We start from the raw sequence: 12934 nt of genomic DNA, 5'->3' as shown, positions 1-12934 counted from the left end.
TGCCAGTTTGCAAAGCCCTTGAATATCAAGGTGATGGCACTTCTCAGGGTCCGAATGACACGCGCGTATTGCGGTCATTCAGACTGGCTTGTATGTCGTTTTGACTTGCTTCAGGGTTTGCCTGGTTCAGTGCCGGCTGACGCTTCGCTACAGGATTCACGTTTTGTCCGACCTCTCGAAAAATCCGCTGCTGCAGTACATGGCCCGTCTGGCCCCATCCAGCCAGCAAACCATGCGCTACATTCTTCAGGACGCCGCCGACCGGCTAGGTTTTGTCGACTGCAACATTGTCGATGTGCCTTGGCATCGGCTCGAGCCGGGCCATGTGATTGCACTGGTGGCTGCCCTGCGTGCCGATGGCTACGCGCCCAACAGCTCGTCGCTGTACGTCAATGCGATTCGCGGGGTGATGAACGAGGCCTGGCGTCAGGGCCTGATCGACCACGAGCAGCTGTTGCGTATTCGCGAGGTCAAGCCCGCCACGGGCAGTCGCCTGCCGCCAGGGCGCAACCTGCGCCGCAGCCTGATCCGCGAGCTGATGGATGTGTGCGCCGCCGACCCGCGGCCACAGGGGGTACGTGATGCGGCGATCATTGCCTTGCTGTACGGCACCGGCATGCGCAAGTCGGAGTCGGTCGACATCGACCTCGACCAGGTCGACTTCGAGGCGCGCAGCCTGCAGGTAGTGGGCAAGGGCAACCACCAGCTGGTCAAGTACGCACCGCCGTGGGCGTTCGAGAAGCTGCAGGCCTGGCTTGAACTGCGCCGCCAGGACCTGCCTGCCGGGGCGGAAGATGACCCGTTCCTGTTCAACCGCATCCGTCGCGGCAACCACATTACCCGGGCGCGCATTACCAAGCATGCGATCTACTACATTGCCCGCCAGCGCGGCGCGCAGGTGGGGGTGAAGATCATGCCGCACGATTTTCGCCGGGCATTCATTACCCGGGTGATCGAAGAGCACGACCTGTCGATTGCGCAGAAGCTGGCGCACCATGCCAATATCCAGACCACGGCCATCTATGACCGGCGTGATGACAACGAGCGTCGGCGTGCCGTGGACCGCTTCGATTACTGAGGCTTGAAATTGTGGGGCTCAAAGCAGCCCCCTTTTCACGTATGCCGGCACCGAAACAGGGCCGACACACGCCCCTGCTTTGTGCGCCATTCCCCCGCATGCCCGATGCCAGAGCGGGCACCGCACAGGTTTCATCATCGTTCACCTGCGAAGTTGGCCCGCAACCTGCTATATCCAGCCTGCGAATTTGATCGAGTGGTCAGGCCGTGCGCGCTAGCAGGCGCCCGCGCCGGACCCTCTAAACGGCCAGCAGGCCACGGATTTCAGGGGCCGCAGGATGTCGCTCGCGGAGCAGATCGAACAACAACAAGACGATGCAGGCTGGAGTGCTCACCTGCAGTTGCGCTTTGTCCAGCGTGACGGCGTGACCCGCCTTGGTGCGTGGAAGCATTTCGGACCTCTTTTGGTGCAGCGGCCTTTCTATCCTGAAGGTGCGCCGTGCCATGTCTATGTCCTGCACCCGCCAGGCGGTATCGTCGCCGGCGACCGCCTGGAACTGGACATTCACCTGGAGCCGGGTAGCCACGCGCTGCTGACCATGCCCGGCGCCAGCAAGTTCTACCGCAGCATTGGCCCGACCGCGCGGTTGACCCAACGCTTCCACATGGCCGCGGGCAGCACCCTGGAGTGGCTGCCGCAGGACAGCATCTTCTTCTCCGGCGCCCGCGCCAGCCTCGCCAGCCGTTTTACCCTCGAGCCGGGCGCCCGCCTGCTGGCCTGGGAAACCCTGTGCCTGGGCCGTCCGGTCATGAACGAGCGTTTCGACCACGGCGCCCTCGACAGCCTTTTGCACATCGAACTGCCTGACGAGGTTGGCCTGCATGAGCGCCTGCGGCTCGCAGGCGGGCACCTGGGCAAGCTGGGTGGGCATCCGCTACTCGCCACCTTTTGTGCCGCACCTGCCGATCAGGCAGTACTGGAGCAGGTGCGCCCGCTACTCGATGAACTGGGCAACCCGGCCGGTGCGACCCTGCTCGGGTCGTTGCTGGTGATCCGCGTGCTCGACCATGACAACCAACACCTGCAACGCACCCTGCAACGCCTGTGGCATGTGCTGCGCCCGGCCATCCTCGGCCTGCCAGCCTGTCCGCCGCGTATCTGGGCTACCTGAGAGAGCGCCATGGAGCTTACCCCGAGAGAGAAAGACAAACTGCTGCTGTTCACTGCCGCGCTGCTGGCGGAGCGGCGGCTGGCCCGTGGCCTGAAGCTCAACTACCCGGAGGCCGTGGCGCTGATCAGTGCCGCGGTGCTCGAAGGCGCCCGCGATGGCCGCACAGTCGCCGAGCTGATGAGCCTGGGGCGTGAAGTGCTGACCCGTGAGCAAGTGATGCCCGGTATCGCTGAAATGCTTCACGACGTACAGGTCGAAGCGACCTTCCCGGATGGCACCAAGTTGGTGACCGTGCATGACCCCATCGTCTGAAACCGCCAAGGAGCGTCGCATGATCCCAGGTGAAATCCAGGTCGCCGCGGGCGACATCGAGTTGAACAGTGGCCGAGAAACGGTCAGCGTCAGTGTGGCCAACCATGGCGACCGGCCGGTGCAGGTCGGCTCGCACTACCACTTCTACGAGGTCAACGACGCGCTGGTATTCGACCGTGCGCCAACCCTGGGCTTTCGCCTGGACATCCCGGCCGGCACTGCCGTGCGCTTCGAGCCGGGTCAGGCGCGTACCGTGCAACTGGTGGCGTACGCCGGCAAGCGTGAGGTCTATGGTTTTCAGGGCAAGGTGATGGGCGCGCTGGAGGGCAGGGCATGAGCCGTATTTCCCGTCAGGCCTATGCCGACATGTTCGGCCCCACGGTTGGCGACCGCGTGCGCCTGGCCGACACTGCGCTGTGGGTGGAGGTCGAGAAAGACTTCACGATCTACGGCGAAGAGGTGAAGTTCGGCGGCGGCAAGGTTATTCGTGATGGCATGGGGCAGGGCCAGATGCTGGCGGCCGAGGCCATGGACCTGGTGTTGACCAATGCGCTGATCATCGACCACTGGGGCATCGTCAAAGCCGACATCGGCATCAAGCATGGACGCATTGCGGTGATCGGCAAGGCCGGCAACCCCGATGTGCAGCCGGGCGTGAACGTGCCGGTTGGGCCGGGGACCGAGGTGATCGCGGCCGAGGGCAAGATCGTCACCGCCGGGGGGGTCGATTCGCATATCCACTTCATTTGCCCGCAGCAGGTGGACGAGGCATTGAACAGCGGTGTCACCACGTTCATCGGCGGTGGAACCGGGCCGGCCACTGGCACCAATGCCACCACCTGCACGCCCGGCCCTTGGTACCTTGCGCGCATGTTGCAGGCCGCCGACAGCTTGCCGATCAACATCGGGCTGCTGGGCAAGGGCAATGCCTCGCGGCCGGACGCGCTGCGCGAGCAGATTGCCGCAGGTGCTGTCGGGCTCAAACTGCATGAAGACTGGGGCTCTACGCCAGCAGCCATCGACTGTTGCCTGGGCGTGGCCGAGGAAATGGATATCCAGGTGGCGATTCACACCGACACCCTCAACGAGTCGGGCTGTATCGAAGACACGTTGGCGGCCATCGGCGACCGCACCATCCACACCTTCCATACCGAAGGTGCCGGTGGCGGCCATGCCCCGGACATCATCCGTGCGGCGGGGCAGGCCAACGTGCTGCCATCCTCGACCAACCCGACCCTGCCGTACACGATCAACACCGTGGACGAGCACCTGGACATGCTCATGGTCTGCCACCACCTGGACCCGAGCATCGCTGAGGACGTGGCCTTCGCCGAGTCGCGCATTCGCCGCGAAACCATCGCTGCCGAGGACATCCTCCACGACATGGGCGCCTTTGCCATGACCTCGTCCGACTCCCAGGCCATGGGCCGGGTTGGCGAGGTGGTGCTGCGCACCTGGCAGGTGGCGCACCAGATGAAGCTGCGTCGCGGGCCGCTGGCACCGGACACCCCGTACAGCGACAACTTTCGGGTCAAGCGCTACATCGCCAAGTACACCATCAACCCGGCACTCACCCATGGCATCGGTCACGAAGTGGGCTCGGTGGAGGTCGGCAAGCTGGCCGACCTGGTGCTGTGGTCGCCAGCGTTCTTTGCGGTCAAGCCGGCTTTGGTGCTCAAGGGCGGGATGATCGTCACCGCGCCCATGGGCGACATCAACGGCTCCATACCCACCCCCCAGCCGGTGCACTATCGGCCGATGTTCGGCGCGCTGGGGGCGGCTCGGCATGCCACACGCATGACATTCCTGCCCCAGGCGGCAATGGACCGCGGGCTGGCAGAGGCGCTTAACCTGCGCAGCCTGATTGGCGTGGTCAACGGCTGCCGGCGGGTACGCAAGCCGGACATGGTCCACAACACCCTGCAGCCGCTGATCGAAGTCGATGCGCAGACCTATCAGGTGCGTGCTGATGGCGAGCTGCTGGTCTGCGAGCCGGCCAGCGAACTGCCGCTGGCCCAGCGCTATTTCCTGTTCTGAGGAGCACCCATGATTGTCTTGAGCCGCCGTATCTCCGAACCCGGTACGCGGGTTGTCAGTGGCACTGTCACCCTCGACGTGGACAGCCGTATCAAGAGCCGCCTGCGAGTAACCCTGGACGATGGACGCGAAGCCGGGCTGATGCTGGAGCGCGGCCACCTGCTGCGCGGAGGTGAACTGCTGGCCGATGCCGAGGGCACCCAGCTGATCCGCGTGCTGGCGGCGCCCGAGGCGGTGTCGACGGTGCGCTGTACCGATCCACACCTGTTGGCCCGCGCCGCCTACCACCTGGGTAACCGCCATGTGCCGCTGCAGATCGAACCCGGGCTGTTGCGCTTCCAACACGACCATGTGCTGGACGACATGCTGCGGGGGCTGGGCCTGACGGTAGAGGCCGAACAGGCCCCGTTCGAGCCTGAAGCGGGCGCTTACCAGAGTGCACCGCATGGCCACAGCCACAGTCATGCCCATGGCCACGATCACCCGTTCGTACGCCTGCCTGCCCATTCCTGAACTGCCCTGGAGCAACCGATGAAAAAGACTTTCGCCCTGTTTCTGTTGATGCTGGCACTGCCAGCCTTCGCCCATCCAGGCCATGACAGCAACCCGCTGCAGGACGGCCTGCTGCACCCGCTGACCGGGCTCGATCACCTGCTGATGCTGCTGGGCACCGGTGTGCTCGCCGCGTTGACCCGGCGCAACCTGACATTGCCCCTGGCGACCCTGGCGGCCATGTTCGGTGGCGCCGTGTGCGGTCACCTGTTCGGCGATGTGCTGGGCATGGAAACCCTGATTGCCGCGTCGCTGCTGGTGGCTGCCGGGGCGGTGCTGCTGCCGAGCCGCCAGTCGCTGCTGGCCATGGCCATGCCGGTGTTCGCCTTGTTCCATGGCTGGGCACATGGCGTAGAAGCCACGCCGAGCGCGTTCTGGCAGTTCAGCGCGGGGTTTGTCGTGGTCAGCGGCTTGCTGCTGGCGGCGGGCTTTGCAGTCGGTTGCCTGCTGCGCCGCCACAGCGGCCTGCAGAAGGCCTTTGGCGGTGGCCTGTTGGCCGGCGCCGCGCTGGTACTGGCCGGTTGATGAACAGCGACCTGGCGCTGCTGCGCCTGCTGCAGTTGGCCAGCCCCGGCTTGCCGGTGGGTGGTTTTACCTATTCGCAAGGCCTGGAGTGGGCGGTCGAGGCCGGCTGGGTTCGGGGCGTGGACAGTTTTGCCGGCTGGCAGCGTGAGCAGGTTCACGACACCCTGGCCTGCCTCGACTGGCCGGTGCTGGCGCGTCTGTACCAGGCCTGCCAGGCTGAGGACGCCGAAGCGTTCGGTCACTGGAGCCGGTTCTTGCTGGCCAACCGCGAAACCGCCGAGCTGCGCCTGGAAGAACAGCAGCGCGGCGCAGCGCTGGCGCGGTTGCTCGACGGCTGGCAACTGGGCCAGGCACCCGCCTGGCGCGCCAGCCTTGAGCTGACCCAGTTGGGCGGCATGGCCTGGCTGGCTGCACACTGGGCCATCCCGCTGCGCCAGCTGGCATTGGGCCATGGCTTTGCCTGGCTGGAGGGTGCAGTCATGGCCGGGGTCAAGCTGGTGCCGTTCGGCCAGCAGGCTGCCCAGACCTTGCTGCGCGACCTTGGCGCCGACTTGCCCGCTGCACTGGACCAGGCACTGGCCCTGGGCGATGACCAGCTTGGCGGCGGCCTGCCGCTGCTGGCCATCGCTTCATCGCGTCACGAAACCCAATACACCCGTTTGTTCCGTTCCTGAGGACTGCCTGCATGCAAAGCTATCAACAACCCCTGCGCGTCGGTGTCGGCGGCCCGGTCGGCTCTGGCAAGACCGCTCTGCTGGAAGCGCTGTGCAAGGCCATGCGCGATCACTACCAGATTGCCGTGGTTACCAACGACATCTATACCAAGGAAGACCAGCGCATCCTCACCGAGGCCGGCGCCCTTGAGCCGGAGCGCATCGTTGGCGTTGAAACTGGCGGCTGCCCGCACACGGCCATTCGTGAAGACGCCTCGATGAACCTGGCGGCGGTCGAAGCGCTGGCGCGCAAGTTCGGTAACCTCGAAGTCATTTTCGTGGAAAGCGGCGGTGACAACCTCAGCGCCACGTTCAGCCCGGAGCTGGCTGACTTGACCATTTATGTGATCGACGTGGCCGAGGGCGAGAAAATCCCGCGCAAGGGCGGCCCAGGCATTACCAAGTCCGACTTCCTGGTGATCAACAAGACCGACCTGGCGCCTTATGTAGGGGCTTCACTGGAGGTGATGGAGCGCGACACCCAGCGCATGCGGCCACAGCGGCCCTGGACCTTCAGCAACCTGAAGAAGGGCGAGGGGTTGCAGGCGGTGATCGACTTTATCGTTGAGCGCGGGATGCTGGGGGTGCGAGCCTGACAGAGCGAGGTCTCTGTGCGGGCATGTCCGCACAGCGACCAACGCGGTGGATGGCACCGGCTCTGCCGGTGTTCGCGGGTGAACCCGCTCCTACGACGGGCTGTGTCCAATCACCGATGTGTGTCCACCCCCGATCAGGTGTAGGAGCGGGTTTACCCGCGAATACGGTAGCGGCGGCAACGGTGAACGGTGGGTGGAGATTGGCCAGCAGGCCCGGCCCTTTCGCGGGTGAACCCGCTCCTACACGACGGGCTGTGTCCAATCACCGATGTGTGTCCACCCCGATCAGGTGTAGGAGCGGGTTTACCCGCGAATACGGTAGCGGCGGCAACGGTGAACGGCGGGTCGAGATTGGCCAGCAGGCCCGGCCCTTTCGCGGGTGAACCCGCTCCTACACGACGGGCTGTGTCCAATCACCGATGTGTGTCCACCCCCGATCAGGTGTAGGAGCGGGTTTACCCGCGAATACGGTAGCGGCGGCAACGGTGAACGGCGGGTCGAAATTGGCCAGCAGGCCCGGCCCTTTCGCGGGTGAACCCGTTCCTACACGACGGGCTGTGTCAAACCACCGATGTGTGTCCACCAACGATCTGTGTGTAGGAGCGGGTTTACCCGCGAATACGGTAGCGGCGGCAACGGTGAACGGCGGGTCGAGATTGGCCAGCAGGCCCGGCCCTTTCGCGGGTGAACCCGCTCCTACGGGGCGACCGCGCAAGCCTTCGAATGTTGATCAAGACAGTTGCCCCACAGGTGTGTGTTGCCTGCATCATTTGTGACAACAGTGAGGCTTGTCCGGTTGCCCTTCATAGCGGTCATGGTGCCGCACCCAGTCCATGGTCCCACCTTCATTGCGCCCCAGTGGCGCAATGTCGAGGAAGTTGTAGGTGTTGACCAGAATGTCCAGCCCGCGGGCGTAGGTTGAGTAGGTGTGGTACACGCTGCCGTCGCCTTCGCGGACAAACGCACTCAAGCCGGGCAGCTCGCTATCATTGCCCTCATACGGCTCATAGTTGTACTGCCGCTGGCCTTCACTGCCGACACTGACGCCAAAGTCCTCGTTGAAGGGGCTGCCATGCGACGAATACCACGGGAACTGCCAGCCCATGCGCTGGCGAAATGCCTGAAATTCGGCATACGGGGCCCGTGACACCGCCACCAGCGACACATCGTGGTGGGCCAGGTGCAGGTTGGCGCCGTCAAAGTGGTCGGCCAGAAAAGAGCAGCCGGGGCAGCCCTCGCTCCAACCCTCGGCGAACATGAAGTGGTAAAGCAACAACTGGCTGCGGCCTGCGAACAGGTCGGCCAGGCTCAACGCGCCGTTCGGGCCGAAGAAGCGGTAATCCTGCTCGACCTTTACCCAAGGCAGGGCGCGACGGGCTGCAGCTAGCGCGTCGCGGTGGTGGGTAAACGCCTTTTCGTGCAGCCACAGTTGCTGGCGAGCCGCCAGCCACTGGCTGCGGGAAACCACCGGGTGCCTGCTTTCGCGGGTGCTCATGGTGCTGTCTCCTCGCTGGGGGATTCACACCTTGGTCGAGTACGACCAGGTCGATTCGACAAGCACCGGTGACCGGGCGATGAGCGGTACCTGCTTAACCCGAATGAGCGATATGCCCCTCGGCCAGCTCATCGGCGCCGTCATCCTCACCCGGCAGGGCGGTGATCACGCTGAAGTCGCTGACTTCTACCTTGCCGCCGCCATAGCCCAGCAAGTGGAAGGAAAACGCCTTGCGCTCGGTCGGGTTGTCGAAGCTGAACTCCATCTCCAGTGGCGCGTCGGCAGTGACCTTTACCTCTTCTGGCAGGCCCAGCGGCACGTCCTGTTCCAACTGCTTGGCCTTGAGCCGGATATAAGCCGCACGTTCAGGGTCCAGCGAGCGGACCTTGACCCGCACGCGGGTATGCGAGCCTCCGGGCATTTCCAGATACTGTGCGCCAATGAGGTTGTCGGCCCAGTCATCGTGAATGCGCTTGCGCAACTTGATCGGCGAAGGGCCGCCAAACTGGTAACGCAGGTTGAGTGGGGTTTGCAGCAAGGATTGGTCGAGCACCCCGGCCAAGGCGCCGATCTGTTGGCCCAGCAAGCTGTCGGCCGGCCCGAGGTAGCGGGCCTGGTCGGCGATAAAGCCCTCACTGGCATAACGCCGGCAGCGCTGTTGGAAGTCACATTCAGTGAACAGGCCCTGGCCATTGTGGTAGCGCAGCATGCCGTTGGTGTAGGAGATCATTTCGCGGCCGCTGTCGTAGTCGCGGTACAACGAGCGACCGCCAAGCGCCACAGGAATGGGCAGTGCGAAGTAGTCGAGCAGCGAGGTGGCCAGGTCGATATGGCCGTAGGTGCCGCGCTTGATGGTTGGCAGCTGGGCTTGCTCCGGCGCCAGGGTAAGGTTGAAGCCCCAGGACGACGCCAGGCGCACGCCATCGATGCCGTGAGACTCGTCGGAAGTCACCACCACCAGTGTGTCCTTGAGGACGCCCTGGCGCTCGAGATTGTCAAGAAATGCCCCGACTGCGTCATCCAGGTAGGCGACCGCTGCCTGTTTCGGTGTGTCGAAGCGCTCGAGGTACTCGGCCGGCGCCGAATAGGGCTGGTGGGTGCCCACGGTGAGCAACGTCAGCATCCATGGCTTGTCCTGCTTCTGCAGCTGGCCCACATAGCCCAGGGCACCTTCGAAGAAGGCGCGGTCATCCTTGCCCCACGGGAAGTCCAGGTAGTTCTTGTTGCCGAACCACTCCTGGCCATGCACCGAATCGAAACCGATGTGCGGCATGATGCGGTCCTTGGCCATGAAGCGCAGGCCCGCGCCTTGCAGGTAGTGGGTGGTGAAGCCGGCCTGGCGCAATTGCGCCGGCAGGCAGGCCTGGTTGCGTTCGTTCTGGGTCAGCAGTTCTACGCCCTTGGGCGTGCCGTTGGCCAGCTTGTCGTAATCGCCGCACAGCATCGCATACAGGCCACGGATGGTCTGGTGGGTGTGCAGCACGTAGTCTGGGGTGTTCATGCCGCGCTCGGCCCACTTGCTGAGCTTGGGCATCAAGTCGTCGTTGAAACGGCTGTTCAGCGCCTGGCGGTTAGGCTGCAGGTAGGCGCCTGGGATGCCTTCCAGGGTAATCACCAGCAAGTTGCGGGCGCTTCCAGGGCCGGCAAGCAGCCTTTGCCCATGCAGGTCGGATTGAGTCAGGCCGCTGCTGGCCAGCGGGGTGAAGGGTTGCGTGCGGCCCATCCAGCCTTCGACCTGGCGTTGCAGGTTACCGACGCCGGCAGACATCAACTGGTGGGGGAGGTTGTATTGCCGCCACTGGTCGGCATCGGAAGGTACCCACTGCTGGCTGCCCCAATGCGCGCCGAACAGCAGTACGGGTATGGCCCAGGCTTTGGGCGGCAGTGGCAGGTTACGCCGTGCACGGCTGCGCCACGCACAGGCCAGCCAGGCCAGCAGGCCGCCACCCAGGGCCCAGGGCAGCCAGGCATGGGCCAGGCCGCCACCGGTCGAATTCTCCATGAATTGCGGGTCGGTCAGGTAGTTAAGGTCGGCGCTGGTGGGCAGTCGGCCCACTGCGCTTACCAGTTCGGCCGAGGCCACCCAAAGCGCCGCCCAGGCCAGCAGCACCGGCAGCGCCAGCCACCACGGCCTGCGGTGTAGCAGCACTATCAACAGGCTGCCGAGGGCGAGATCGGACAGGTAACCGAACGGGTTGGACCAACCCAGCATGGCGCGCGTACCCAGTGGGATCACCAGCACCAGGGCCGCCAAAGCGGCAAGCCGGGTGCTTGGGTGGTCGGACAGGTTCTTCACAAAAACTTCCCTTTTGCCATTAAATCGTCATGCATCTGTGCTTGATGATATCAGGCCTGGGCAGGGAAGGCGGCCGGTTACAAGGCTTGTAACCAAAGCCGGGCCCGTTCGCACAGGCCCGGCCGATGGCAACTATCAGAAGTAATAAGGGAATTTCAGGCTGAAAGAAAAGTCAGGTGCGTCATCGGTCAGACCAATGGACAGGTTGGGCACGATGGTCAGGTTGTCGGTGGCGGCGAAGGTCAGGCCAATGTTGAAGTTGGCGGCGTTGTAGTCACTGTTGGAGATCGATTGCCAGTCGCCGCCATCAGGTTTGATCTTGCTCTTGCGGGCGAACTGGTCGGATACCGAGAACGACATACTCATCTTTTCGTTAAGGGCAAAGGCGATGCCACCGCCGATCTGCCACGAGTCGCCAAGCTTGACGTCACCCGGCACCTTGCTGTTCACCTGCGGACTGATGTCGCTGAACGAGTCTTGCATGTTGTAGGTGTAGGACAGGCTGCCGAACAGCACGGCCGGGTCGAAGGTCTTGACCAGCGAGATGCCCGGTGTGATCGACCATACACCGTTGCCGGTCGGTAGGCTTTCCGGTACCGCGAGGTTGTTGTTGCCGTCCACCTCGCGCAGTTTGATGCCATAGGGGTCTTTGCCGGTCGGTGCCTTGATTCGCAGGGTGGCCACTGCGTCAGGCCAGGTTTCGTCCTCGTCGAGGAACTTGTAGGCCACCCCGACGTTGATATCGCCGATTTCCGGGTCGCGGGTCACGCTGGCATCGGAAGTGGTTGCCCCGGCTCCCCCCGCACCGCCAGACGAGTAGGTGGACTCGCGGTAAACCACGGGGACGTTGATATCGAACTGCCAGCGCTGCGCCAGGTTGTAGCGCGCGGTCATGTCCAGGGTCCAGTTGTCAGCCTTGATCCGGTCAAGGTTGATGCTGCCGAGGAAGATCGAGTCCAGTGCCAGAAAGCCATTGAGGGTCAGCGCACGGGTATCGTAATGGGTATAGGTAACGCCGGTTTCGAAGCTGAACTTGCCCCCGCCAAAGAATCCGCTGGCTTCGTCATACAGGTTGGAAACGCTTTGCGCCGGCTCGGAATCGGCTGTCAGCGCCTGGCCGTAGGAGCTCCCTGTAGTGCCCGGTGCGCCAGAGGCGACGGTCTGCGCACCTTTCACCCCCTCGGCCGGAGACTTGACCAAGCGTTTGGGTTGCGCGGCAGCAGGGGCCTCCTCGACCTGACGCACACGTTGCTCCAGCACCATCAGTGCCTGTTGCTGTGCCTCATAGCGGCGTTTGAGTTCAATCAGTTCCTGTTTCAGCGCTTCGACTTGTGGGTCGGCGGCTGCATAAAGTGCGGTGGCGGGGGCCAAGGTAGTCAAGCACACAAAAGCTCTGAGCGTAAAAGATCGGTACATGGAGTTGCCGTCCCTTCCAACTACTTTTGATGAGACTGAGCGTAGATCAGTATCCGAAGGTGCGAAGACCTTTGAGCTGGTCGAGGCTACCGTTGAGGGAAGCCGCTGTCGGCACGCTCTCGCGCATGACAACGTTCAGGGTAGTGACGTTGTTGACCAGGTTGCCGTTGCCAAGCAGCGTCGAGTTCTGCAACAGGCCACCTTGGGCCAGGCGTTGTACGCTGCTGCCCTGGTTATTGCTGGCATTGATGTTGAGCTGCACGCCCACACCGCTTGAGGAGACACTGAGCGCGCCGGCGCCATTTTCCCCGACCAGGGTCTGGCCGGCGGCCAGTACCTGGCCTTGCTGTTGTGCAGCGGGGGCCTGGTTGGCTTTGGTCACGTTGATGTCGACGTTGTTGTAAGCGGCGTTGTTGTCACCGGCTGCACGGACCACCTGGGTCACACCTTCGGTGGTGGTCAGGCCGTTGCCGCCCGTTACCACGCCAGTCCCGGCCGCAGACGCGCTGCTCGGCGCCGCACCTGCGCCTTTTCTATCGATCATCGATACATAGAACTGGGGTTTGATGGTCGATTGCTGAACCTGCAGCGTGGACGTTGCCCCGATCACATCCCCTTTTGCATTTTGCCAGGTGCTGGACATGACAATGCCGAAGCTCACGATTCGTCCGGGCATCACATAGCGGCCCCGCAGGTTGGCCAGCTCCTGGTCCTTCAGTTCGATGGGTTTCAACGCCTCTGCGTGACTGGGCAGGCTGGCTGCCAGGCAGGCGATGGCCAACCACAATGAAGTCTTCATGAAA

Annotated in this window: 13 protein-coding genes; 9 read left to right on the top strand and 4 right to left on the bottom strand. The window is 63.6% G+C overall.

Annotation, left to right across the window (positions count from 1 at the left end; translation table 11 throughout):
• Positions 1-163 precede the first annotated feature (163 nt).
• The 9 genes from xerC to ureG all read left to right on the top strand — a co-directional run bounded on the left by xerC (position 164) and on the right by ureG (position 6924).
• Complete coding sequence (gene xerC / locus V6093_RS05620) at positions 164-1078, top strand: tyrosine recombinase XerC (protein ID WP_004576552.1); 915 nt, start codon at positions 164-166, stop codon at positions 1076-1078.
• 277 nt (positions 1079-1355) lie between these two features.
• The gene (locus tag V6093_RS05615) at positions 1356-2189 is read left to right on the top strand and encodes an urease accessory protein UreD (RefSeq protein WP_179052483.1); all 834 of its coding nucleotides are present in this window, start codon (positions 1356-1358) and stop codon (positions 2187-2189) included.
• Positions 2190-2198: 9 nt separating this feature from the next.
• Positions 2199-2501, top strand: coding sequence for an urease subunit gamma (locus V6093_RS05610; protein ID WP_003253929.1), 303 nt, complete (start codon positions 2199-2201; stop codon positions 2499-2501).
• A gap of 19 nt (positions 2502-2520) precedes the next feature.
• Positions 2521-2838: an urease subunit beta gene (locus tag V6093_RS05605; RefSeq protein WP_010953752.1), complete on the top strand. Its 318-nt coding sequence runs from the start codon at positions 2521-2523 to the stop codon at positions 2836-2838.
• On the top strand, positions 2835-4538 hold the full coding sequence (gene ureC, locus V6093_RS05600) for an urease subunit alpha (RefSeq protein ID WP_003253927.1): 1704 nt from the start codon (positions 2835-2837) through the stop codon (positions 4536-4538). Before V6093_RS05605 ends, ureC begins: the two co-directional genes overlap by 4 nt.
• A gap of 9 nt (positions 4539-4547) precedes the next feature.
• The gene (ureE, locus tag V6093_RS05595) at positions 4548-5051 is read left to right on the top strand and encodes an urease accessory protein UreE (RefSeq protein WP_047605150.1); all 504 of its coding nucleotides are present in this window, start codon (positions 4548-4550) and stop codon (positions 5049-5051) included.
• A gap of 18 nt (positions 5052-5069) precedes the next feature.
• Positions 5070-5615 carry a HupE/UreJ family protein gene (locus tag V6093_RS05590; RefSeq protein ID WP_332731958.1) on the top strand — a complete coding sequence of 182 codons (546 nt, stop codon included), beginning with the start codon at positions 5070-5072 and terminating at the stop codon, positions 5613-5615.
• Positions 5615-6289, top strand: a complete 675-nt coding sequence (locus V6093_RS05585) for an urease accessory protein UreF (protein WP_047605152.1) — start codon at positions 5615-5617, stop codon at positions 6287-6289. Before V6093_RS05590 ends, V6093_RS05585 begins: the two co-directional genes overlap by 1 nt.
• 11 nt (positions 6290-6300) lie before the next feature.
• A complete protein-coding gene (ureG, locus tag V6093_RS05580; RefSeq protein ID WP_003253923.1) occupies positions 6301-6924 on the top strand; it encodes an urease accessory protein UreG in 624 nt (207 codons plus the stop codon).
• Positions 6925-7690: 766 nt separating this feature from the next.
• Here the strand turns inward: ureG and V6093_RS05575 are convergent.
• The 4 genes from V6093_RS05575 to V6093_RS05560 form a co-directional block, all read right to left on the bottom strand.
• Positions 7691-8419, bottom strand: coding sequence for a thioredoxin family protein (locus V6093_RS05575; RefSeq protein ID WP_047605153.1), 729 nt, complete (start codon positions 8417-8419; stop codon positions 7691-7693).
• A 94-nt stretch (positions 8420-8513) separates the two neighbouring features.
• Positions 8514-10715, bottom strand: coding sequence for an LTA synthase family protein (locus V6093_RS05570; protein WP_406669733.1), 2202 nt, complete (start codon positions 10713-10715; stop codon positions 8514-8516).
• 135 nt (positions 10716-10850) lie between these two features.
• Entirely contained in the window at positions 10851-12131 is a 1281-nt protein-coding gene (locus tag V6093_RS05565) for a hypothetical protein (protein ID WP_004577464.1), read from the bottom strand.
• 46 nt (positions 12132-12177) lie between these two features.
• Positions 12178-12930, bottom strand: a complete 753-nt coding sequence (locus V6093_RS05560) for a hypothetical protein (RefSeq protein ID WP_064614697.1) — start codon at positions 12928-12930, stop codon at positions 12178-12180.
• Positions 12931-12934: the final 4 nt, after the last annotated feature.

It is taken from the genome of Pseudomonas putida group bacterium ESBL64, assembly GCF_045277175.1.
GTDB classification, from domain to species: domain Bacteria; phylum Pseudomonadota; class Gammaproteobacteria; order Pseudomonadales; family Pseudomonadaceae; genus Aquipseudomonas; species Aquipseudomonas alloputida.
The sequence above is the reverse complement of the archived record's forward strand: the minus strand, read 5'-3'. Positions and strand labels throughout refer to the sequence as shown.

Bases quoted from the DNA above. Each gene is read 5' to 3' on its own strand.
- V6093_RS05615 (WP_179052483.1), top strand. From the start codon at position 1,356: ATGTCGCTCGCGGAGCAGATCGAACAACAACAAGACGATGCAGGCTGG.
- V6093_RS05575 (WP_047605153.1), bottom strand. From the start codon at position 8,419: ATGAGCACCCGCGAAAGCAGGCACCCGGTGGTTTCCCGCAGCCAGTGG.
- V6093_RS05610 (WP_003253929.1), top strand. From the start codon at position 2,199: ATGGAGCTTACCCCGAGAGAGAAAGACAAACTGCTGCTGTTCACTGCC.
- V6093_RS05590 (WP_332731958.1), top strand. From the start codon at position 5,070: ATGAAAAAGACTTTCGCCCTGTTTCTGTTGATGCTGGCACTGCCAGCC.
- ureC (WP_003253927.1), top strand. From the start codon at position 2,835: ATGAGCCGTATTTCCCGTCAGGCCTATGCCGACATGTTCGGCCCCACG.
- ureE (WP_047605150.1), top strand. From the start codon at position 4,548: ATGATTGTCTTGAGCCGCCGTATCTCCGAACCCGGTACGCGGGTTGTC.
- V6093_RS05585 (WP_047605152.1), top strand. From the start codon at position 5,615: ATGAACAGCGACCTGGCGCTGCTGCGCCTGCTGCAGTTGGCCAGCCCC.
- V6093_RS05605 (WP_010953752.1), top strand. From the start codon at position 2,521: ATGATCCCAGGTGAAATCCAGGTCGCCGCGGGCGACATCGAGTTGAAC.
- V6093_RS05560 (WP_064614697.1), bottom strand. From the start codon at position 12,930: ATGAAGACTTCATTGTGGTTGGCCATCGCCTGCCTGGCAGCCAGCCTG.
- V6093_RS05565 (WP_004577464.1), bottom strand. From the start codon at position 12,131: ATGTACCGATCTTTTACGCTCAGAGCTTTTGTGTGCTTGACTACCTTG.
- ureG (WP_003253923.1), top strand. From the start codon at position 6,301: ATGCAAAGCTATCAACAACCCCTGCGCGTCGGTGTCGGCGGCCCGGTC.